The following is a 22,338-nucleotide window of genomic DNA, read 5'->3' as shown; positions in this document are numbered from 1 at the left end:
CTACTCCTTTCCCTGCTGATGGGAGATGAACGGATCAGGCCCGCTCTTGCTCCCGATCTTTTCCCGCCGCGCCCGCCCCTGCGTCCAGCAGGCGCGTCATATAGACCGTGCCGGGGCCATAGCTGGCCAGTTTCCGCGCTATGTCCGCATCGCCGGCCGGATGAAAGCCGCAGCGCCGCCAGAAAGCATCGGCGCCGTTGACCGCCACCAGGGACACTTCCCCCAGGCCGGCCGAGGCCGCCTCCGCCAGCACGAGGTCGAGCGCCTGCGCGCTGGCGCCCGTTCCTCTCGCCGCGGGCAGCAACGCAAGATCGTGCAGATAATAGCTGTCCGGCCGGTCGGGCAGCGCCCCTATCGGCCGATCAAGCGGAACCGGGCTGAAACGGCGCCACGGATGGCCGATGCAATAGCCCGCGAGCGCGCCGTCCCGTTCCAGCACAAAGCATCCGGCGGGATAAAGGGCGAAGCGCTCGGCATAGATATCGGCCCGTTCGGAAAAACGGCCATGGACCGCATCGGAAACCGATGTGACGGCGGGAATGTCCGTCCGCTCCATTGTCCGCCACATAGGGCCAGCCTCCCTTTCCGCGCGCGCCATCATCGCCGGGAACGGGCGGCCGGGTCAAGGCCGGTTGCGATGGAAGGAAGAGGAAGGAAGGAAGGCGGCCGGTCAATGGGCGGCGGACGCATCCACTCTGCCCTTCGGGCGCGGCGAAATCCACACGACGACCGCGGAAAGGAAAAGCGCCAGCGCCGACAGCAGGAAGAGATGATTGATGGCCAGCGCCATGCTTTCCTTGTCGACCAGATTGGCGATCATCTGCCGCGCCTGCTCCGGCGAGAAGCCCGCGCCCGCGAAGCTGGCCTGCGCGTCGCCGGGGTTCAGCTTCGACACGATCTCGCTGCGCGCGACCCGCTGCGAATTTTCCCACAGCGTCAGCATCACCGAAGCCCCGACCGCGCTCGCCATGGTGCGCAGAAAGTTCTGGAGGCCCGCCGCCGAGGCGGTATCGGCGGGCGCCACCGCGCCCAGCGTGATCGTCGTCAGCGGCACCATGAAGAACGGCATCGCAAATCCCTGCACCAGCTGCGGCAGGGCCAGCGTCCAGAAATCGGCGGAACTGGTCCAGTGCGTGCGCCACAGCGCCATGATGCCCAGCCACGTCACCGCCGCCGACACCATGATCCGCGCATCGATCTTGCCCAGCGCCCGCGCCGCGAACGAGGCCATCGCCCAGGCGCTCATCGCCGTGAAGGCGGTGACGATGCCCGCCTGCGTCGCGGTATAGCCCAGCGATATCTGCAACCATTGGGGAATGACGACGATGCTGGCGAAATAGGCCCCGTAGCACAGGGCCAGCGCGATGACACCGGAGGAGAAACCCCGGTTGCGGAAGATGCGCAGGTTGACCACCGGATGCTCCTCGGTCAGCTCCCATATCAGGAAGGCGGCGAACCCCACCGCCGAGCATAGCACCAGCATCACGATCATCGGATCGCCGAACCAGTCATGCTCGCGCCCGATGTCGAGCATGATCTGGAGGCAGCCGACCCAGAATATCAGCAGTGCAAGGCCGATCCCGTCGATGGGCAGCTTGCGCTTGCCGGTTTCGAGCGGGCTCACCAGCGCCAGCGCCGCCATCGTCACCATCACCGCGATCGGCACGTTGATGAAGAAGATCCAGTGCCAGCTCCAGTTGTCGCTGATGAAGCCGCCCAAAATCGGCCCCAGCGCGGGGCCGAGCAGAGTCGTCATCGCCCATGTGCCCATCGCCCGCCCGCGCATTTCCGGCGGGAACAGGCGCAGCAGCAGCGTCTGCGACATAGGCATGATCGGCCCGCCGCACATGCCCTGCCCGATGCGGCAGAGCACCAGCATATCGAGCGTCGGCGACAGGCCGCAGAGCAGCGAGAAGAGGCCGAAGCCCGAAATGCTGGTGACGAACACCCGCACCGTGCCGAACCGTTGCGCCAGCCAGCCGGTCAGCGGCACGCAGATCGCCTCGGCCACCGCGTAGGAGGTGATGACCCAGGTGCCCTGCGCCGCCGAAATGCCGAGGTCGCCCGCTATGTGCGGTACCGAGACATTGGCGATGGTCATGTCCAGCACGACCATGAAATTGGCCAGCGCCAGCACCATGCCGGCGATGATCCGCCGGGATGCCGGGATCAGCATGTAGCTGGGCTGCTGGTCGCTCATGCGGCTCGCACCTCAGCCGCCGGAAAGGTCGATCTCGACCTCGGTGGAAAGCCCCACGCGCAGCGGATGGGCGGCCAGATCCTTAGGGTCCAGCTCGATCCGCACCGGCAGGCGCTGCACCACCTTGATCCAGTTGCCGGTCGCGTTCTGCGCTGGGATCAGCGCCATCGACGCGCCGGTGCCGCCCGAAAAGCCCGCGACGCGGCCATGATAGACGACATTGCCGCCATAAAGATCGGTCACCACCTTCGCGGGCATGCCGATACGCACGCGGCGCAGCTGCTGTTCCTTGAAATTGGCGTCGACATAGACCTTCGCCACCGGCACGATCGTCATGATCGCCGCGCCCTGCGCGACGCGCTGGCCGACCTGCACCTGACGCCGGGTCACCACGCCGTCGATCGGCGCGCGGATGACGGTGCGGGAAAGATCGAGCCGGGCCGCATCGAGCCGCGCCCTGGCGGCCAGCACGGCGGGGTCGCTGTCCTCGCTCGATCCGCGCACCAGCGCCTCGTTGGCGGCATATTGCCCTTCGGCGGCGGCGCGGGTGGAGCGGGCCTGAGCGATCGCCGCCTCCGCCTCCTTCAGCGCGGCCTGCGCGGTGGCGAAGGCGTTGCGGGCCTGCGTCAGTTCCTCGCCCGAAATCGCGCCGCTGCCTTCGAGGCGCTCGCGCCGCTGCAAATCCACGCGTGCCTTGTCGAAATCGGCCCGCGCCGTCGCCAGCCGGGCCTGCGCCTGCTCGATATCGGCTGCGCGCGCCTGCACCTGGGAAGAGAGCGCGGTGCTCGTGGCCGAGGTCTGGCGGAACTTGCGCCGCGCCTCGGCCAGATCGGCCTCCGCCTGCGCCACCGCGATCCGCGCGTCGGACGGGTCGAGCCGCACCAATATGTCGCCGCGCTTCACCGCCTGCGTGTCGCGGACGTTGACCGCGATCACCTGCGCGGAAACGAGCGGGGTTATCTGCGCCATCTCCGCGTTCACATAGGCATTGTCGGTGCTGACATGATTGCGGCCGATCAGCAGATACCACAGGAGCCAGCAGGCCAGAACGACCGTTACGCCCAGCCCCAACCGCAACAGCCATTTGCGCCGCAGCGCCTTGCGTCGCTCCCGCGCTTCGCCGTCCGCCGTCGCGTCGGGCGCGGGGACAGCCTCTTTCTGTCGCGGCGAGTCGGCCTCAGCCATCGGATTGCTCCCTGCAATGTCCCGTGCCAGACGAGCGGGGAAGAAGGGCGCCGGGGAAGGAAGCGCGCGGCCGCGATGCAAGGCGGCCCGTCAGCGCCGAACGAGGAAAATGGGAAGTGCGATCTGCCGACATGGAAAAGCCGTACCACTTAGTATCAAGCGTGCCATTGCGCCCGGACGCATGTCTTGTCAACAGGAAAATCGTACTCTATGGTACGGTAATTATGAACGGAGAGAAATGCACCGCAACGGGCCGGCGGGAAAGCCGCCGCCAGGATCGGCGCGAGACGATCGTTATCGCCGCGTCCCGCCATTTTCTGGATCATGGCTATTCGGGCACGACCATGTCCGCCATCGCCGCGACGCTGGGTGGGTCGAAGGGAACCTTGTGGAGCTATTTCCCGTCGAAGGAGGAATTGTTCACCGCCGTCATCGACCATGCCTCCACCGCCTTTCGCGCCCAGCTTTCGGAGATTCTCGACCTGAGCGGCGATCTGCCCACGGCGCTGCGGTGCTTCAGCCTCAAATTGCTGGAGAAGGTCACCTCGCCCGACGCCATCGCCCTAAACCGGCTGGTGACGGCGGAGGCGGGCCGCTTTCCTGAGGCCGGGCGCATCTTCTTCGACCGGGCGCCGTGGCAGACGGTCGTCCTGCTCGCGGAGTTCCTCTCCGGCGTGATGGAGCGGGGCCAGCTGCGGCGCGACAATCCTGTCGAGGCGGCGCAGACCTTCATGCATCTGTGCGTTTCCCGCCTGCAACAGCAATGCCTGCTGGGGTTGATCCCCGAAGTCACGGCCGGGCAGCGGGAAAGGGAGGTAGAGCGGGCGGTGCCGCTGTTCCTGCGCGCCTATGCGCCCGACGGTGCAGGCGGCCGTCTTTCCGGATGATCAATCAATATCTTATCCGGTTATCCTTATACCCAGCCACAAGGTGCGCGGCAGGCCAAGGTCGATATCTGCGCCCACCTGCCGGGTGACGACGCGCGCATCGAACAGATTCTCGACCCGCCCGACAAGGCTGACCCCGCGCGCCAGCGGCCATTGGGCATGGCCATCGACGGTGAAGGCGTCGGACATGCGGTTCTCGCCCAGATCGTCCTCATATTGCGGACCGACATAGCGCAGCCTCAACCCCAGATCGCTTCCCTCGACCGGGGCCCAACCCATGGCGCCGCTCGCCATATGGCGCGGGCTTTGCGCGGGCGCCTGCCCGTCGAGGCCGCCTGCGGCCCGCACTTTCCCATGGGCATAGGCATAGGAGGCCGCCAGATGCACCCGCCCCAGATCCCCCTCGGCGGAAAGCTCCACCCCCTTGGCGACGATCGCGTCCACATTCCGGCGCTGGCGCACATTGGTGGCGGGGGGTGGGAGGGTGACATTGGCGATGGCGTCGTCCAGCCGGTTGTAGAAGGCGGTCGCGGCCAGGCGCAGGCCCGGCGCGGGCGTCAGGTCGACGCCCGCCTCGACGCCCTTCAGCTTTTCCGGCTTCAATGCCGGATTGGCATCGGTGCGGACCGGGAACACGGTGAAGCCGCGATAGAGCTCGTTGAGCGTCGGCAGGCGGAAGCCGGTATAGCCCGCCGCGCGCAGGGCGATGGCGGGGCTCGCCTGCCACAGCGCCCCGGCGCGGAAACTGCTCTCCCACCCGCGCCGGTCAGGGAAATGGTCGTCGATGGTGGTGACGCCCGCCCCGCTCTGCTCGAAGAAGGACGCGCGGCGGATCGTCCAGCGATCCACCCGCGCCCCGCCGGTCAGGGTGAGGCGGCCCAGCGTCCAGTCGTCCTCCACGAACAGCCCCGCCATCAGTTGCCGCCCGAAGGCACGGCGGCGCGCCGTCACCCTCCCCGTGGCGTCGAGCGCATCTTCCAGCATCGTGCCCGAAACGATCCGCGTGTCCGCACCGATGCGCAGCACATGGCCGCCACCGACCGGCGGACGCAGTTCCAGCTTGCCGCCAAGGCCCGTTGCGGGGGTATCACGTTGATTGAGGACAGGCCGGTAACTGGTTGAACTTACCGTGATATTGGTGAAGTTGCGCGCCTGCACATAGGCCAGCGCATCGACCTGCCAGCGCCCGCGCCCGACATAGCGGATGCTGGCGTCCTCGCCCTCGCTGCTGCTGTCCGCCCCGGCAAAGCGCAAGGTGCGATTGTCGCGGAACAGCGCGAGGCGCGCCTGTATCTCGCCATGGCGGCCCACCGGCGCGACGGCGCGCAGGCTGGTCGACCAGTCGCGGTAGCGCGCCGGAACGCTGGCGGCGACGCGCAGAGTGTGGGGCGTCGTCCAGAAGCCGTCCCCCCGCTCCCACCGGCCCGACAGCGAGAGGAACCCCGCGCCGATATCGGGGGAGAGGGTCGCGCTCGCCTCCTGCGCGTCGCGGCTGCCGAGGAAGGCCGAAGCCTCATAGGGCGGCAATTGCGCGCGGTCGGCGCTCATCATCTCGACCGTACCCGCGACGGCTCCGGCGCCGAAGGCCCCGACACCTCCGCCGCGCGTCACGCGGATCGCGCCCAGCCGCTCCGGCACCAGCGCGGTGAACGGGATGTAGCCGAAAAACGGATCGGCCTGCGGCACGCCGTCGAGCAGCAGCAGCGCCCGGCTCGACGCATTGCCGCCCAGCGCGCGCAGCGTCATGCCCTGGGCGGAGGGATTGGCGGAGCGGCTGTCGGAGCGACGGAATTGCTGGAAACCGGCAATGGTGGCGAGCGCATTTTCGACCCGGCCCGAAGGCTCGGTAACGAGGCTCCGCCGATCGAGCACCTCCGTGCCATAGGCGGGCGTCGCGGGAGGAGGCGGCAGGCCCTGCCCCAATACGACGATCGCGCCTTGAGCGGCGCCCTCCGCTGGCGCCTCGCCGTCCGCCGCATGGGCCTGAGCACAGGTCATGAGGAGGGCGATGCCGAGCGCGCCCTTCACGTCATTACCCATCGACATCGTATATCAATGCTTTGCGGCATAGTATTTCCATGATGCCTCAATATCGGCAGACGGCACGGACACAGGCCCGCGTCCGCCTTTTCACGCCAGCCGCGCCAGCGCCGCCTGGAGCCGCTCCGCCTCCGCCGATTTCTCGGCATGGTCGGCACGGGCCTTTTCCACCGCCTCCGGCTTCGCCTTTTCGACGAAGGCCGGATTGCCGAGACGCCCTTCAAGCGACTTCACTTCCTTCGAAACGGCCTCCAGAGCTTTGGAAAGACGCGCCTTTTCAGCCGCGATATCGATCACGCCCTCCAGCGGCAGGATGAACGTGGCCTCATCCACCACCACCTGCGCCGATCCCCCGGCGGGCGGCGCGTCGGCCGAGCAGCTATTGACCCGCGCGAGGCGCGACAGGGCGGCAAACTGCGTGCTCAGGCGATGGCCGGTGGCAGGCCCGGCGTCGCGCACGAACATCTCCAGCCGCGCGCCCGGTGCAATGTTGAGTTCGGCCCGTGCGGCGCGCACGCCGTTCACCAGCCGGATCAGCCATTCGATCTCGGCCTTGGCTTCGGCATCGACCGCAGCGGCGGGTGCGGGCCAGCGGGCGACGATCAGGTCATGGTCCCGCTCTCCAAGCGCATGCCACAATTCCTCGGTGATGAACGGCATGAACGGATGCAGCATCACGAGGATCTGGTCGAGCACCCAGCCCGCGACGGCTTTCGTCTCCTCGTCGATCTGGCCCTTGATAAGCTCCAGATACCAGTCGCAGAACTGATCCCACACGAAATGATAGATCGCATTGGCCGCCGCATCGAAGCGCAGTTCGGCCAGCGCCTTGTCGAGCGCGGCAACGGTTTCGACCACTTCGCCGATGATCCAGCGGTTCACCGCCTGCGCGGTGGCGGGCGCCCCGACCGAGGTGGAAGCGCCGATGCCGTTCGCCATGGCGAAGCGGGTGGCGTTCCACAGCTTGGTCGCGAAATTGCGATAGCCCTCCACGCGCTTCTCATCCATCTTCACGTCGCGGCCCTGGCTCTCCATCGCCGCCATGAAAAAGCGCAGTGCATCCGCGCCATAGCTGTCGATGAGGCCGAGCGGATCGACCACATTGCCTTTGGACTTCGACATCTTCTGCCCGTCGGCAGCACGGACAAGACCATGGAGGTAGAGCCGCTTCCACGGCACTTCCTTCATGAATTCAATGCCCTGCATCAGCATCCTTGCATCCCAGAAGAACAGGATGTCGAAGCCGGAGATGAGCAGGTCGTTAGGATAATGCCGCCGCACCAGCGCATCGTCCTCCGGCCAGCCGAGCGTCGCGAACGGCCACAGCGCGGAGGAAAACCAGGTATCGAGCACGTCATTGTCGCGGGTCAGCGGCTTGTTGCCGGCAAGCGCCCGCGCCGCATCCTCATCCTCGGCGACATAGACCGCGCCGTCCTCGTCATACCATGCCGGGATGCGGTGCCCCCACCAGAGCTGGCGGGAGACGCACCAGGGCTGGATATTCTCCATCCAGTTGAAATAGGTCTTTTCCCAGGCCTTCGGCACGATCTCCACCGCGCCGGATTTCACCGCCTTGATCGCCGGTTTCGCCAGCGTCGCCGCATCCACATACCATTGGTCGGTCAGCCACGGCTCGATCACCACGCCGGACCGGTCGCCATAGGGCGTCTGGATCACCCGGTCCTCGATCTTCTCGACCTTGCGCGTTGCCTTCGTGCCGTTCTCGCCCTCGCCCTCGCCCTCGACCTCGACCATCGCGAAATCGAGCAGGTCGAGCGCGCGCAGCGCCTCGACCACCTTCGTCCGCGCGTCGAAGCGGTCGAGGCCGATATAGTCGGCGGGGATCAGGCCATCGGCGGTCTGCACCACCTTCGCATCGGCATCCAGCATGTTGAGCATGTCGGCGGCCTTGATGCCCGCGCGCCTGCCCACCTCGAAGTCGTTGAAATCATGCCCCGGCGTGATCTTGACCGCGCCCGACCCCAGTTCCGGGTCGGCATGCTCGTCGGCGACGATCGGAATGCGGCGGCCGGTGATCGGCAGTTCGACATATTTGCCGATCACGCTCCTGTAGCGTTCATCCCCGCCGTTCACCGCAACGGCCATGTCCGCCAGCATGGTTTCCGGGCGCGTGGTGGCGACGACGATATAATCGCGGCCGTCGTCTAGCGTCACGCCGTCGGCCAGCGGATAGCGGAAGTGCCAGAATTTGCCCTGCACTTCCTTCGTCTCGACCTCCAGGTCGGAAATGGCGGTCTTGAGGCCGGGGTCCCAGTTCACCAGCCGCTTGTCGCGATAGAGCAGGCCGCGATTATAGAGATCGACGAACACCTTCACCACCGCGCGGGTGAAATGCGGGTCCATGGTGAACTGCTCGCGGCTCCAGTCCATCGAGCAACCGAGGCGGCGAAGCTGGCCGGTGATCGTCCCGCCGCTCTCCGCCTTCCATTCCCACACCTTGTCGATGAACTGCTCGCGGGTGTAGTCGGTGCGCTTCTCGCCGCGCGCATTCATCTGGCGCTCGACCACCATCTGCGTGGCGATGCCCGCATGGTCGGTGCCGACCACCCACAGCGCATCCTTGCCGCGCAGCCGCTCGTACCGGATCACGATATCCTGCAGCGTATTGTCGAGCGCATGGCCGATATGCAGGCTGCCGGTGACGTTGGGCGGCGGATTGACGATGGTGAAGGGTTGCGCATCCGGGCGGTCCGGGCGAAACAGCCCCCGCCCTTCCCAATGGGCATACCAGCGCGCCTCGATGGAGGACGGATCGAATGTCTTGGCGAGTTCAGTCATAGGCGCGAGGCTTTAACGGGATTTGCCGGAAAAGGGAACAGCGGGCGGCGGTCTTTGCGGCTGGGGGCTGTGGCCGGAGTGCGGGAACGCAACCGATGCGCGAGGATGGCCGCTTTCAGCTGATTGCGGACAAAAGAATTGCGGATAAAAGAACCGTTCGCCCTGAGGTTGTCGAAGCCCTGTCTTTATTCTGGCTGGGAAAAAAGATCAGCTAGCCATCCCGGCCCATCATGCCAGCGCAGGCTGGTATCTCAGGAGACGATGCGCAACATCGCTTACGACCCCAGCCTGCGCGGGGGTGACGGTAAAAAGGCAGCGGTCAGCCAATTTCGCCGGCAGGCAACGGTGGAAACCGCCTTAAAGAGGCCGCCCCGTAATCCGCGCGATTTCGCGTGCCACCATGCCTTCGACCATAGTCGGCAGGTTGCTGTCGAGCCAGTCCTTCAGCATCGGGCGCAGCATGTCGCGGACCAGCCCCTCCAGCGTATTGCTCTCGCCCGGCTCGGCGGATTTGACCACCAGCGAGGAGAGCGCCGCCAGAGAGGTGCGTGCCGCGACCTCGCTTTCCACCGATACGATGGTTTCCGGCGTTGCGGGCGTTTCCGGCGCCGCGGCGGAAGCAGGGGAAGGCGCAGCCGTGGCGCTTTCGGCGCGGGCGGGGGAAGGCGTCACGTCATGGTCCATTTCCGCTCCCTTGCCGACACGCGGCATTTCGTCGGTCAGTTCCAGAACCTCATCGACATAGGACAAGGGCTCATCCCCGCCGTCCGCCACCATATTGGCGATCACGTTCTTGCGATGGGCCTCGCGGTCGCTTTCCCTGCGCGGACGCGCCTTCTGATCGGAACGCGCGCGCCCGGACACCGCATTTTCCGCATCTTCGGCAATGATACGTTTGATGGAGGACAAGATTTCCTCCATGGACGGTTCCTTGCTCATATCGCCCATCCCAAGCCCACCTGCAACCACACTACCCCTCTTTGCCGGATCGCACAATGACAGCTTCTCTTATTGTGTCAAGCTGGCACAATTCAACCGGTTATAGGGCAGGATGAGCGCTCTTTCCGACGAAAAAAGGTTCGATCAGAAGGTAAATTCGCGCGGGCGCACGCGGAAGCCCGCCGCCCGCACCATCTCCAGATCGGCGAGATTGACGAACCCGACCGCGTCCCCGATCTTGCGCCCGGCGACGAGGCGGGTCACGCCGCGCTCGTCCAGCCCCGCGACGATCCGGCCGCCATCGACCAGCTGGGCCTTGAGCGCATCGGGAATTTCCTCCACCGCGCCGTCGATCAGCACCACGTCATAGGGCGCGCCCTCGGCATGGCCCTGCTCCGCCCGCCCCTGCACCCAGGTCACGGCGGCGGGCAGAGTGGCGGGGCGGTCCGCCTCGTCCACGGCGGTCACGACCGCGCCCATCGCATCGAGCAGCGCGGAGGAATAGCCGGTCGCGTCATTGAGCAGCAGCACCTTGTCGCCCGGCGCGATCTCCGCGACCGTCAGCAGCCGCCCGGTGGCGAGCGGCGGATTGATCGCGCGGCCGTTGCCCAGCGGGATCGGGCGATCGACATAGGCGGTTTCGCGGCGCTCGGCGGGCACATAATCCTCGCGCGGGATGCGCAGCATGGCCGCGATCACCGCACTGTCATTGACGTCGCTGGTGCGAAGCTGGCTCGCCACCATGGCCGCACGCATCGCCGCAAAATCAACCTCGCTCAAAACCGCCTCCCGAATCATTGCGCGACACCGCGCATCAAGACCAAATCGGTCGCCCTTTAGAGCGATTTCGAGCCAAGTGAAACAGCTGTTGGCCCGGAAACGCCGTTCATTGCGCCGTCCAGCCGCCATCGACCGACAGATTGGCGCCGGTGACGTTCGCCGCCGCGTCGGAACAGAGGAACAGCGCCATCGCCGCCACCTGCTCGGCGGTGACGAACTGCTTGGTCGGCTGCCCGGCGAGCAACACGTCGTTCATCACCTGCTCGCGCGTCAGCCCCCGCGCCTTCATCGTGTCGGGAATCTGGTTCTCGACCAGCGGCGTCCACACATAGCCGGGCGAGATGCAGTTGGCGGTGACGCCGGAGGTCGCCAGTTCCAGCGCGATCGTCTTGGTGAAGCCGGCAAGGCCGTGCTTGGCCGTCACATAGGCGCTCTTGAACGGCGAGGCGACCAGCGAATGGGCCGAGGCGGTCTGGATGATCCGCCCCCATTTCCGCTCCTTCATATAAGGCACGGCGAGCCGCGTCGTGTGGAAGGCCGAGGAAAGGTTGAGCGCGATGATGAGGTCCCACTTCTCCACCGGGAATTCCTCGACCGGCGCGACATGCTGGGTGCCGGCATTGTTGATGAGGATATCGACGCCGCCGAAAGCCTGCGCGGCATCCCGCATCATCGCCTCGATTTCTTCCGTTTTCGTAAGGTCATGGCCGGAATAGAGCGCCCGCGCGCCGCTCAGCGCCTCCAGTTCCCGGCGCTCCTTCTCGATCGCATCGGCATCGCCGAAGCCGTTGATGACGACATTCGCCCCCTCGCCCGCCAGCGCCCTGGCATAGGCCAGCCCGATGCCGGAGGTGGACCCGGTGACCAGCGCCGTCTTGCCTGTAAGGGACTTGCCCTGCGTCATGCTTTCTTCTCCTTCAGATGATCCGGCCGGTCGAGATCGAAGGCGGCGGTGGACCCGTCGACGATGTTGCGGGCGATAAGGTCGCCCTTGTGCATCACGTCCTGCACCGCCTCCATGCCCTGCGTCCAGTGGTCGAGCATGGTGGACCGGGAAAATTCGAAATCGCGCGCGCCGCTTTCCCATTCGCGGCTGCGATAGATGAGGTGGACGATGTTGAGCGCGCCCTCGTTGATCATCCCGCGCAGGCGCGCCACGTCCGGGTCGTCGGCCATGGCGGCGGGCAGCTTGTCCAGTACCGCGCGGATCGCGCCATGCTCCTTGCGGAAGCGCAGATAGAGGTCCGTTACCTGCCGGGTGCGGCTGGAATATTGGATGTCCTTCTGCCGCGACCAGACGTCGGTCAGTTCCCTCGGCATCGGTCCTTCGGCGGGGAAGAGATCGACCTGAAAGGCCAGCATGTCGGTGTCGCACTGATTGTCGAGCACATAGGCGAGCGGCGTGTTGGAAACGAGGCCGCCGTCCCAATAATGGCGGCCGTCTATCTCGATCGGCGGCAGGCCGGGCGGCAGCGCGCCCGACGCCATGATGTGCCGCGCGTCGATCCGCCCGTTGGGGCGCGGGCCGCCCTGGGGCGAGCGGGTATCGAAATAGACGAAGTTGCCGGTTTCCACATCGACCGCGCCGACCGACAGCCGCACCGGCCCGTCGTTCAGCAGGTCCCAATCGACCAGCTCGTCGAGCGTCTCGATGAGCGGAGAGCTGTCGTAGAGGCTGATCGCCCCGCGCGATCCGGGCGGCATCAGCGGCGCGGGCAGGCCGTGGGGGCGGAAAAAGCCCGGCACGCCCTGCATCGCCACCACGGTCGCCGCCGCCAGATGCGCGGCCTCGCGGACATGGTTGCTTTCGGGCAGCCAGAAATTGGGCATGCCGCCGCTCACCTTGTTCCAGAAGGCGCGCAGCCTTTCCAGCCTGCGTTCGGGCGGGTTGCCGGCGATGATCGCGGCGTTGATCGCGCCGATGGAGATGCCCGCGACCCAGTCCACCTCTATGTCCAGCGCGGAAAGCTGTTCATAGACGCCCGCCTGAAACGATCCGAGCGCGCCGCCGCCTTGCAGGACCAGCACCACATGATCGGGCAGCGGCATGGGCGCCCCGGTATGGCGCAAGGAACGGTGCCGATGTGCGTCCATGATGCATGCGCTTATAGGATGCCGCAGCGCAGCATGCCAATAGCCAAATGGGGGCGGCTTCGCTTTTTGTGGCAATCCCCGCGCGGGTCGCTTAATCAGGCGGGAGGAAAGGATCGACCCATGCGCCTCGACGACGAACAGGAAAGCAGCAATTTCGAAATCCAGAGCGGGCGGTCCGGCGGATTTGGGGGAGGTCTGGGCGGCGGGGGCAATCTGCTCGGCATGCTGCTGCCGATGATCGGCTCCCGCTTCGGCTGCGCGGGGATCGCCGTGGTGCTGATCGTGATGGCGGTGATGGGCGGCGGGCTCGACCTGGGGTCGATGTTCGGCACGCAGGGCGGCGGCGGGCCGCAGCAACAGGCGGAAGGCCCGAAAAACACCGGCGAGTTGACGGACATCCAGCGCATCTCGCTGAAGGTGCTGGGCTCGACCGAGCGTCGCTGGCAGGAAATCTTCTCCGCCGAAGGGCAGCAATATCCCGCGCCGACGCTGGTTTTCTACAGCCAGAACGGCATGTCGGGCTGCGGCGCGGCGCAATCGGCGATGGGGCCGTTCTACTGCCCCGCCGACCGGAAAATCTATCTCGACACCGATTTCTTCGAGGAGATGAAAACCCGCTTCAACGCGCCGGGCGATTTCCCGATCGGCTATATCATCGCGCATGAGGTCGGCCATCATATCCAGACCGTCACCGGCCTTTCGGACAAGGTCCGCTCCGCCCAGCAACGGGCGAGCGAGGCGGAAGGCAATGCCTTGCAGGTGCGGATGGAGTTGCAGGCGGATTGCTATGCGGGCGTGTGGGCCGCGCGCGACCAGAATCTGATGGAACCGGGCGATCTGGAGGAAGGCATGCAGGCCGCCCATGCGATCGGCGACGACACGCTGATGCGCGGAGCGGGCCGCGCGCCGGTGGAAAGCATGTTCACCCACGGCTCGTCCGAACAGCGCATGCGCTGGCTGCGGCGCGGGCTGGAAAGCGGCAATCCGGCCGATTGCGATACCTTCTCGGCGACGGCTATCTGAGCGGCGGCTTCAATTTCTCACGTCATGCCAGCGCAGGCTGGCATCTGTGGAGACGGCGCGCACCATGGCCTGCGATCCCAGCCTTCGCTGGGGTGACGGTAAAGGCGAACGCCGCTCTTCACCCCAATCCGTCCCCTATTTCGCCGGGCCGCGCCGTCCCCGGACATGACGGATATAATCCCGCATCCGGTCCACGCCCGTCGCGGTCAGCCTGATCCGGCCGGGTGCGGGGCCGTCCTCCAGCAGGCGGGCGTCGGTCAGGCCGGCGATAAGGGCTTCGGCATCCTCCGCCGTCAGGCGATTGGCCATGGCCGCCGCCTTGCGGGTCAGCACCGTGCCTTGCTCGTGCGCGATCAGCGCGGTCAGCATGATGTCCATCACCTTGTCCGCCATCACCGCATGGCGGAACAGGTCCGCCCGCCGCCGGTTGGCCGCGTGCAGGTCCGCCGCGAGATATTCATAATCGACAGGCGACGTTCCCGCGTCGTCCTGCCCGCCCTTCAGGCGGAATATTCCGGTTTCGCCCTCCTCCGGCGAGGAACCGCCCCCCTCCGTGCGACCGCGCCGGTCGCCGGACGCCATGATCATAGCAACTCCATTTTTATGGTGTCATTGGCTGGCGACCCGAAAGTGACGCAGCGACCACCAATGACCCTTGCCGCGCCACCTTGACTTGTGGGGAAGACATTCGGGATGGGCGGCAAATAGGGGGAGCATCCGCTCGCCGCATGTCCCGCAGTTACGGGACAATTATGGCACGAGCGCGAAAAGGAAAGGAAAAGGGGCCGCCCGACGATGCCGGACGGCCCCTCTTTACCGTTGTTTACAGATCGCGCCCGACCAGTCCTGCGCTCAGTCCTGCGTCAGGAAATCCGGCAGGCCGCCCGGTGCGTCGTCATCCTTTTCCGCGCGCTCGGGGCGCGGGCCACGGTTGCGGCGACGGTCGCCGCCGCGATCCCCGCCACGGTCGCCCCCCCGGTCGCCGCGCCCACCGCGATCGCTCCGCTCGCCGCGATCCCGCTTCTCGCGCGGTTCACGCGCGGGACGGGTGTCCTCCAGCTCTTCGCCGGTTTCCTGATCGACGACGCGCATCGACAGGCGGACCTTGCCGCGATTGTCGATTTCGAGCACCTTGACCTTCACTTCCTGCCCTTCGGACACGACGTCGGTCGGCTTCTCGACACGCTCGTTCTTCATCTCGGACACATGGACGAGACCGTCGCGGCCGCCCATGAAGTTCACGAACGCGCCGAAATCGACGATGTTCACGACCTTGCCGGTGTAGACCTTGCCGACTTCCGGTTCCTCGACGATACCGAGAATCCATGCCCGCGCCGCTTCGATCTGGTTAACGTCGGACGAGCTGATCTTGATCACGCCGTCGTCGTCGATATCGACCTTCGCGCCGGTTTCCGCGACGATCTCGCGGATGACCTTGCCGCCGGTGCCGATGACGTCGCGGATCTTCGACTTGTCGATCTGCATCGTCTCGATGCGCGGGGCGTGGGCGGAAAGCTCGGAGCGGACCTCGCCCAGCGCCTTCTTCATCTCGCCGAGAATGTGCGCGCGCCCTTCCTTCGCCTGCGCGAGGGCCTGGCGCATGATTTCTTCGGTGATGCCCGCGACCTTGATGTCCATCTGAAGGCTGGTGATGCCCTCTTCGGTGCCCGCGACCTTGAAGTCCATGTCGCCCAGATGATCCTCGTCACCGAGAATATCCGAGAGAACCGTGAACTCCTTGCCTTCGAGGATGAGGCCCATGGCGATGCCCGACACCGGACGCTTCAGCGGAACGCCCGCGTCCATCATCGCAAGGCAGCCGCCGCACACCGTCGCCATCGACGACGAGCCGTTCGACTCGGTGATGTCGGAGAGGACGCGGATGGTGTAGGGGAATTCTTCCTTGGTCGGCAGCACCGGATGCAGCGCGCGCCATGCCAGCTTGCCATGGCCGACTTCACGACGGCCCGGCGCGCCGAAGCGGCCGACTTCACCGACCGAATAGGGCGGGAAGTTATAGTGGAGCATGAAGCTTTCATAGCGCAGGCCGTCGAGGCCGTCGATCATCTGCTCGGCGTCCTTGGTGCCCAGCGTGGTGGTGCAGATCGCCTGCGTTTCGCCACGGGTGAACAGCGCCGAACCATGGGTGCGCGGCAGGAAGCCGACCATCGATTCGATCGGGCGGACCTGCGTGGTGGTGCGACCGTCGATGCGCTGGCCGTCCTTCAGGATCGCCGTGCGGACGATTTCCGATTCCAGCTTCTTGGTGACCTTGATCGCGGTCATCAGCGTCTGGCCGTCGGCCTCGGCGAACTTCGCCTTCACCTTGTCGCGCGCGGCATTGAGCGCGTTCGAACGGGCGGACTTGTCGGTCAGCTTGTAGGCCGCCGCGATATCCGCGCCGATCAGCGCCTTGATCTCCGCCTTGAGGTCGGCGGTGTTGTCGCCGAGGTCGATTTCCCACGGCTCCTTCGCCGCCTTTTCGGCAAGCTTGATGATCGCGTCGATCACCTTGCGGGATTCGGCATGGGCGAACATGACGGCGCCCAGCATCTCGTCCTCGGTCAGTTCCTTGGCTTCGGACTCGACCATCATCACCGCGTCCTGCGTGCCGGCGACGACGAGGTCGAGGCGGCCTTCGGCCGCTTCGCTAAGCGACGGGTTCAGCTGATATTCGCCATCCTTGAAACCGACGCGCGCCGCGCCGATCGGCCCCATGAAGGGCACGCCGGAGATGGTGAGCGCGGCCGACGCCGCGACCATCGCGACGATATCCGGCTCGGTCTCGCCGTCATAGCTCATCACCTGGGCGATGACGTTGATTTCGTTGTAGAAGCCTTCCGGGAACAGCGGACGGACCGGACGGTCGATCAGGCGGGAAACCAGCGTTTCCTTTTCCGTCGCGCCGCGTTCACGCTTGAAGAAGCCGCCGGGGATGCGCCCCGCGGCCGAATATTTTTCCTGATAGTGAACGGTCAGGGGGAAGAAATCCTGCCCTTCCTTCACCGACTTGGCCGCCGTGACAGCGCACAGCACCACCGTTTCGCCATAGGTCGCGAGCACCGCGCCGTCGGCCTGACGGGCGATACGGCCCGTTTCGAGCGTCAGGGTCTTTCCGCCCCACTCGATTTCCACTTTCTTCACATCAAACATCGATTTTCCTTCCACCCACTGCGCCCTATTGCACGGCGGGGCTTACGGTGCGGGCTGTCCGGCCCGCGGCGGTGCGGAGGCATTCTTCTCGCCCCCTTATGGGAAAAGGCCGCCGAATTGCGACCTTTCCTGATTGAGTGCGGGGCTTATAGCACCAAAGTCCCGGAATCGAAACGGCCGGAAACAAGATCGGCTTGGCAAATCTGCTTTGCCAAGCCGATCTTGTTTCAGCCTTGTATATGCATGACCGGGCGCAAAACCGGTTCCCACTTTTGCTGGTCATGCTTCACGCGGGGCCGTCCCTTTTGCCGGACTTACTTGCGAAGACCCAGCCTTGCGATCAGCGCCTCATAGCGGCCCTGATCCTTCTTCTTCAGATAATCGAGCAGGCTGCGGCGCTTGTTGACCAGCATCAGCAGGCCGCGACGGCTGTGATTATCCTTGTGGTGATCCTTGAAATGCTCGGTCAGGTTGGAGATGCGCTCGGAGAGGATCGCAACCTGCACTTCCGGCGAACCGGTATCGCCCTCGGCGCGGGCATATTCCTTGACCAGCGCTTCCTTGCGCTCAGCAGTAATCGACATCGGGCTTCCTTTCTACAGCTAGAGATTAAAGCCCCGCACGACCCTGATTTCAGGGCCGAAAGCCTCCACCAGCGCGACGGGAACCGCCCCCTCCATCGCCAGCATCAGCCCCTGCTCACGGGGGTTCCCGGCGAGCACGCGCCCCTGGCGGAGCATCAATGCCTCATCGCGGGAGACGGCAAGAGCCGGGATGTCGTCCAGCCCTGTCGCCAAAGGCAGCACAAGCCGCCTAATATCGCGCGCCTTAGCAGCTTCGTTCAATTTGTCCAGCACAATCGCCTGTTCGAGCGTGAACGGCCCCGCCTTCGTACGCCGCAGCATCGTCACATGCCCGACGCTGCCGAGCGCCAGCGCGATGTCGCGGGCGAGGCTGCGGATATAGGTTCCCTTCGACACGCTGGCCGAGAAGGTCGCGCTTTCCCCGTCATGGTCCAGCAGCGCCAGCGCATGGATCGTCACCGGGCGGGCCTTGAGCACCACCTGCTCCCCCGCCCGCGCGAGGTCATAGGCGCGCCGGCCGTCGATCTTCAGCGCCGAATAGGCGGGCGGCATCTGCTCGATCGGGCCGGTGAAGCGCGGCAGCGCCGCCTCCACCTCCGCCCGCGACGGGCGATGGCCGCTGGTCGCGATCACCTCGCCCTCGGCATCGAGCGTGTCGGTCTGCGTGCCGAAGCGGATCGTGAAATCATAGGCCTTGTCGCTGTCGAGCATCCGCCCGGCAAGCTTCGTCGCCTCGCCCAGCGCGATCGGCAGCACGCCGGTCGCCAGCGGGTCGAGCGTGCCGCCATGGCCGATCTTGGTCTTGGCCTCGCCCGCCTCGCGCAGGCAGCGCTTCATCGCCGCCACCGCCTGGGTGGAGCCCAGCCCATGGGGCTTGTCGAGGATCAGCCAGCCATGGAGCGGTGCCTTCGCTTCGTTCATCCGTTCCACTCGTCCGCCAATATCGAAAACAGCGCGGTGTCGCGGACATGGCCGGTCCATGTCACGCGGTTCCGGCGCAATATCCCTTCGTGCACCGCGCCCAGCCTGCGCATCGCCTCCATCGAGCGCGTGTTGCGCGTGTCGACGGTGAATTCGATCCGCCAGAAGCCGCAGGCGAACGCATGGCCGATCATAAGATGCTTCATGCGCCGGTTGAACCCGGTGCCGCGCGCCGACGGCTCTATATAGGTGCCGCCGATCATCACCGTGCCATTGGCGGGATCGGGATGGATATAGCTGGTGGTGCCGACCAGATGATCGCCCCGGAACGCGGCGAAGCGGACCCAGCCCTGCTCGCCGTGAAAGGCGCGCAGGCGCTCGTCGGCATCCTCGGCCAGCATGTTGACGGGGTAGATCTGCCAGATGTCGCGATCCTGCTCGCAGGCGGCGCGCAAGGGCGCGGCATGGGCCGGCTCGAACGGGAGGATCCGCACCTCGCCGTCGATCAGCGGAGCGGACAGCGCGCCGGCATCGGCGGCCTTGGGAGCCATCGCCATCAATCCTCGCGGTCGAGATCCCGCGCCACCCTGGGATCGCGCAGCAGCGCGTCGATATGGCTGCCCTCGTCGAAGCTCTCATCGGCGATGAACTTCAGCTTCGCCGCATATTTGAGCTTCACCCGATGGGCGACCTCGCGCTGGAGAAAGGCGGTGTTGGTGCGCAGGGCCTTCAGCACCTCCTCCTCGTCCTGCCCCAGCAGGGATTTGACGAACACCGTCGCATGGCGCAGGTCGGGCGTCATGCGCACCTCGGTCACGCTCACCACATGGCGGGCGAGCACATCGTCGTGCACGTCGCCGCGCTGGAGGATATCGGCCAGCACATGGCGAACCTGCTCGCCGACGCGCAGCACGCGGACGGAGGGGCCTTCATTGCCGCTCATCGCACATCACCTTCCCAAAACAGGCCGAAACAACGCAGCGCGCGACCCTTGCTCAAGCCGCGCGCCGCTTGTCCATCGGACCCACTTGCCTATCCGACAGCGCCGGACGTCAGAGCGTCCGCGCCCGCTCCTCGACCTCGAACAGTTCGAGCATGTCGCCCGGCTTGATGTCGTTGGTGTCCTGAAGCACCGCGCCGCATTCCAGGCCCGCGCGGATTTCGGCGACATCGTCCTTGAACCGGCGCAGCGAGGCGATGACGGTCTTCGACACGATGACATCGTCGCGCGTAAGACGCGCGTTGATGCCCTTGCGGATGAAGCCCTCGACCACGAGCAGACCCGCGGCCTTGTCCTTCTTGCCCGCCGGGAACACTTCCTTGACCTCGGCCCGGCCGACGACCGTTTCGATGCGTTCGGGCGCAAGCTGGCCCGCCATCTCGCCCTTCACCTCTTCGAGCAGGTCGTAGATCACGTCATAATAGCGCAGCGATATCTTGTCGCGCTCGGCCAGCACCCGCGCCTTGGCATTGGGGCGGACATTGAAGCCGATCAGCGGCGCGCGGCTGGCGGCGGCCAGCGTGACGTCGCTTTCGGTGATCGCGCCGACGCCCGAATGGAGCACGCGCACCTTGATCTCGTCCGTCGACGCCTTGTTCAGCGCGCTGATGATCGCCTCGACCGACCCCTGCACGTCCGCCTTCACGACGACCGGATATTCGATGGTCGTGGTGTTGAGCGCCGAGAACATGTTCTCGAAGCTGGTCGGCGCGGCAGTGGTGCGCTTCTTGGTCGCCTGTTCCTGACGATAGGTGGCGACCTCGCGGGCACGGGCCTCGTTCTCCACCACGGAAAGCAGGTCGCCCGCCAGCGGCACGCCGCCAAGGCCGAGCACCTCGACCGGCATGGACGGCCCGGCTTCCTTGACGTTCTGGCCCTTGTCGTTGACCATCGCGCGGACCTTGCCCGAATGCTCGCCGACGACGAACACGTCCCCGACCTTGAGCGTGCCGCGCTTGACGAGGATGGTCGCGACCGGGCCGCGGCCCTTGTCCAGCTTCGCCTCGATCACCGTGCCTTCGGCGGCGCGATCGGGGTTGGCCTTCAGTTCCATCAGCTCGGCCTGGAGCATGATCTTCTCGATGAGGTCGTCAAGGCCGGTGCGCTTGAGCGCGGAGACTTCAACGTCCTGCGTCTCGCCGCCCATATCCTCGACGATCACTTCATGTTCGAGCAGGCGCTCGCGGACCTTCTGCGGGTTGGCTTCCGGCTTGTCGCACTTGTTGATCGCGACGATCATCGGCACGCCGGCCGCCTTGGTGTGGTTGATCGCCTCGATCGTCTGCGGCATCAAGCCGTCGTCGGCGGCGACGACCAGTACGACGATATCCGTCACATTGGCGCCGCGAGCGCGCATTTCGCTGAACGCCTCATGGCCCGGCGTATCGAGGAAGGTCAGCAGATCGCCGCCCTTGGTCTTCACCTGATAGGCGCCGATATGCTGGGTGATGCCGCCCGCTTCGCCGGTGGCGACATCGGTGCCGCGCAGCGCGTCGAGCAGCGAGGTCTTGCCATGGTCGACATGGCCCATGATGGTGACGACCGGCGGACGCGCCTTGAGCGTTTCGGGCGCATCGACATCCGCTTCGGTGTCGATTTCCACGTCGGCGTCGGACACGCGCTGGATGTTGTGGCCGAATTCGGTGACGAGCAGTTCGGCGGTATCCTGGTCGATGGTCTGGTTGACCGTGACCATCATGCCCATCTTGAACAGCGCCTTCACCAGATCCGCGCCCTTTTCGGCCATGCGGTTGGCGAGTTCCTGCACGGTGATGCCTTCGGGCACCACCACGTCGCGGACCTGCTTTTCACGCGGCTGCTGATAGCCGCCCATGGTATGACGGCGCTCCTTCTCGCGGGCGCGCTTCAGCGCGGCGAGGCTGCGGGCGCGGGCGCTGTCGTCGTCGGACAACGCGCGATTGACGGTCAGCTTGCCCGACTGGCGCCGGTCGGCCTCGCCGCCGCGCTTGGTGCGTTCCGGCTTGGTCGGCTCCGGCCGCTTGGCCGGGGTGACGGGGGTGAAGCGACGCGGCGGCGGCGCGGCGGCCTCGCGCGGCTTTTCCTCGGTCGAAGCGCCCGCGGCAGGCGCGGCGGCTTCGGACGGAGCGGCCTCTTCCTTCGCCGGAGTCGCGGCGGGGGCCTGCGCCTCGGCGGCGGCTTCCGGCGCGGCGGACGCTTCCTGCGGGGCGCCGGTTTCGGCTTCGGCGGCGCGGCGGTTTTCCTCCGCGCGGCGCTTTTCCTCCTCGCTCGCGGCGAGACGCTGGGCCTCCTCGCGGCGGCGCGCTTCCTCCAGCGCGGCCATGCGCGCTTCCTCCGCCTCGCGCAGCAGCTTCGCCTGAAGCTCCTGACGGGACATCAGGTCGTTGCGCGGCGCGGGCGTCGGTGAAGGCGCGGGGCGCCGGGCTTCCGCCGGAGCGGCGGGGCGCGCGGGCGCGGCGGGCTGGGCCGCTTCGGGCGAAGGCGCGGGCGCCGCGCCGGATGAAGGGGCCGGCGGCGGAGTCGCGGCGCCGCCCTCACCGGGCTTGCCGATGACGCGACGGCGCTTCACCTCCACCACGACGGTGTTCTTCCGTCCGTGGCTGAAGCTCTGCTGAACCTGACCGGACTCGACCGTCCGCTTGATCCCCAGCGGTTTGCGGCCCAGTACCGGCTTGTCTTCCTTGCTGTCACTCATCGACTGAATTCAACCTTCTCAACTGCAACGCCAAATGCGGCCCGGCCCATCGCAGGCCA

18 protein-coding genes are annotated in these 22,338 nt (G+C 66.2%); 2 read left to right on the top strand and 16 right to left on the bottom strand.

Going from position 1 to position 22,338, the window contains the following annotated elements:
• Positions 1-34: 34 nt before the first annotated feature.
• From GGR43_RS17435 to GGR43_RS17425, 3 genes are all read right to left on the bottom strand, one after another.
• Positions 35-568 carry a GNAT family N-acetyltransferase gene (locus tag GGR43_RS17435; protein WP_188073250.1) on the bottom strand — a complete coding sequence of 178 codons (534 nt, stop codon included), beginning with the start codon at positions 566-568 and terminating at the stop codon, positions 35-37.
• A 102-nt stretch (positions 569-670) separates the two neighbouring features.
• A complete protein-coding gene (locus GGR43_RS17430; RefSeq protein ID WP_188073249.1) occupies positions 671-2,200 on the bottom strand; it encodes a DHA2 family efflux MFS transporter permease subunit in 1,530 nt (509 codons plus the stop codon).
• A 12-nt stretch (positions 2,201-2,212) separates the two neighbouring features.
• A complete protein-coding gene (locus GGR43_RS17425) occupies positions 2,213-3,385 on the bottom strand; it encodes an EmrA/EmrK family multidrug efflux transporter periplasmic adaptor subunit (RefSeq protein WP_188073248.1) in 1,173 nt (390 codons plus the stop codon).
• A 224-nt stretch (positions 3,386-3,609) separates the two neighbouring features.
• Between GGR43_RS17425 and GGR43_RS17420 the strand changes: the two genes are divergently transcribed.
• Positions 3,610-4,272, top strand: coding sequence for a TetR/AcrR family transcriptional regulator (locus tag GGR43_RS17420; protein ID WP_188073247.1), 663 nt, complete (start codon positions 3,610-3,612; stop codon positions 4,270-4,272).
• Between the two features lie 12 nt (positions 4,273-4,284).
• Here the strand turns inward: GGR43_RS17420 and GGR43_RS17415 are convergent, their stop codons facing one another.
• The 6 genes from GGR43_RS17415 to GGR43_RS17390 all read right to left on the bottom strand — a co-directional run bounded on the left by GGR43_RS17415 (position 4,285) and on the right by GGR43_RS17390 (position 12,924).
• Positions 4,285-6,312, bottom strand: a complete 2,028-nt coding sequence (locus GGR43_RS17415; RefSeq protein WP_425502247.1) for a TonB-dependent receptor — start codon at positions 6,310-6,312, stop codon at positions 4,285-4,287.
• A 90-nt stretch (positions 6,313-6,402) separates the two neighbouring features.
• Positions 6,403-9,111 (bottom strand): valine--tRNA ligase, encoded by a 2,709-nt coding sequence (locus tag GGR43_RS17410; protein WP_188073246.1) that lies wholly within the window; start codon positions 9,109-9,111, stop codon positions 6,403-6,405.
• 357 nt (positions 9,112-9,468) lie between these two features.
• The gene (locus GGR43_RS17405) at positions 9,469-10,059 is read right to left on the bottom strand and encodes a DUF2497 domain-containing protein (RefSeq protein ID WP_188073245.1); all 591 of its coding nucleotides are present in this window, start codon (positions 10,057-10,059) and stop codon (positions 9,469-9,471) included.
• 135 nt (positions 10,060-10,194) lie between these two features.
• Positions 10,195-10,830 carry a protein-L-isoaspartate O-methyltransferase family protein gene (locus GGR43_RS17400; protein ID WP_188073244.1) on the bottom strand — a complete coding sequence of 212 codons (636 nt, stop codon included), beginning with the start codon at positions 10,828-10,830 and terminating at the stop codon, positions 10,195-10,197.
• A 106-nt stretch (positions 10,831-10,936) separates the two neighbouring features.
• Entirely contained in the window at positions 10,937-11,734 is a 798-nt protein-coding gene (locus GGR43_RS17395) for a 3-hydroxybutyrate dehydrogenase (RefSeq protein WP_188073243.1), read from the bottom strand.
• Positions 11,731-12,924 carry a patatin-like phospholipase family protein gene (locus GGR43_RS17390; RefSeq protein ID WP_188073242.1) on the bottom strand — a complete coding sequence of 398 codons (1,194 nt, stop codon included), beginning with the start codon at positions 12,922-12,924 and terminating at the stop codon, positions 11,731-11,733. The genes GGR43_RS17395 and GGR43_RS17390 overlap by 4 nt, the downstream gene beginning before the upstream one ends.
• Before the next feature lie 120 nt (positions 12,925-13,044).
• Here GGR43_RS17390 and ypfJ point away from each other — a divergent pair, with 120 nt between their 5' ends.
• Positions 13,045-13,947: a KPN_02809 family neutral zinc metallopeptidase gene (gene ypfJ / locus GGR43_RS17385; protein WP_188073241.1), complete on the top strand. Its 903-nt coding sequence runs from the start codon at positions 13,045-13,047 to the stop codon at positions 13,945-13,947.
• A 135-nt stretch (positions 13,948-14,082) separates the two neighbouring features.
• Here the strand turns inward: ypfJ and GGR43_RS17380 are convergent, their stop codons facing one another.
• From GGR43_RS17380 to infB, 7 genes are all read right to left on the bottom strand, one after another.
• Positions 14,083-14,535, bottom strand: a complete 453-nt coding sequence (locus GGR43_RS17380; protein ID WP_188073240.1) for a hypothetical protein — start codon at positions 14,533-14,535, stop codon at positions 14,083-14,085.
• 264 nt (positions 14,536-14,799) lie between these two features.
• Positions 14,800-17,100, bottom strand: a complete 2,301-nt coding sequence (gene pnp / locus GGR43_RS17375) for a polyribonucleotide nucleotidyltransferase (protein WP_188073239.1) — start codon at positions 17,098-17,100, stop codon at positions 14,800-14,802.
• A gap of 314 nt (positions 17,101-17,414) precedes the next feature.
• Positions 17,415-17,684, bottom strand: coding sequence for a 30S ribosomal protein S15 (gene rpsO, locus GGR43_RS17370; protein ID WP_188073238.1), 270 nt, complete (start codon positions 17,682-17,684; stop codon positions 17,415-17,417).
• A gap of 18 nt (positions 17,685-17,702) precedes the next feature.
• Complete coding sequence (gene truB, locus GGR43_RS17365) at positions 17,703-18,605, bottom strand: tRNA pseudouridine(55) synthase TruB (RefSeq protein WP_188073237.1); 903 nt, start codon at positions 18,603-18,605, stop codon at positions 17,703-17,705.
• Entirely contained in the window at positions 18,602-19,156 is a 555-nt protein-coding gene (locus GGR43_RS17360) for a GNAT family N-acetyltransferase (RefSeq protein ID WP_188073236.1), read from the bottom strand. The genes truB and GGR43_RS17360 overlap by 4 nt, the downstream gene beginning before the upstream one ends.
• 5 nt (positions 19,157-19,161) lie before the next feature.
• Positions 19,162-19,548: a 30S ribosome-binding factor RbfA gene (gene rbfA / locus GGR43_RS17355; protein WP_188073235.1), complete on the bottom strand. Its 387-nt coding sequence runs from the start codon at positions 19,546-19,548 to the stop codon at positions 19,162-19,164.
• 109 nt (positions 19,549-19,657) lie between these two features.
• Entirely contained in the window at positions 19,658-22,279 is a 2,622-nt protein-coding gene (infB, locus tag GGR43_RS17350; protein ID WP_188073234.1) for a translation initiation factor IF-2, read from the bottom strand.
• Positions 22,280-22,338 lie beyond the last annotated feature (59 nt).

Origin of the sequence: Sphingobium jiangsuense (assembly GCF_014196495.1) — a bacterium.
In the GTDB taxonomy this organism is placed as follows: domain Bacteria; phylum Pseudomonadota; class Alphaproteobacteria; order Sphingomonadales; family Sphingomonadaceae; genus Sphingobium; species Sphingobium jiangsuense.
This window is presented reverse-complemented; position numbering and strand designations above follow the sequence as displayed.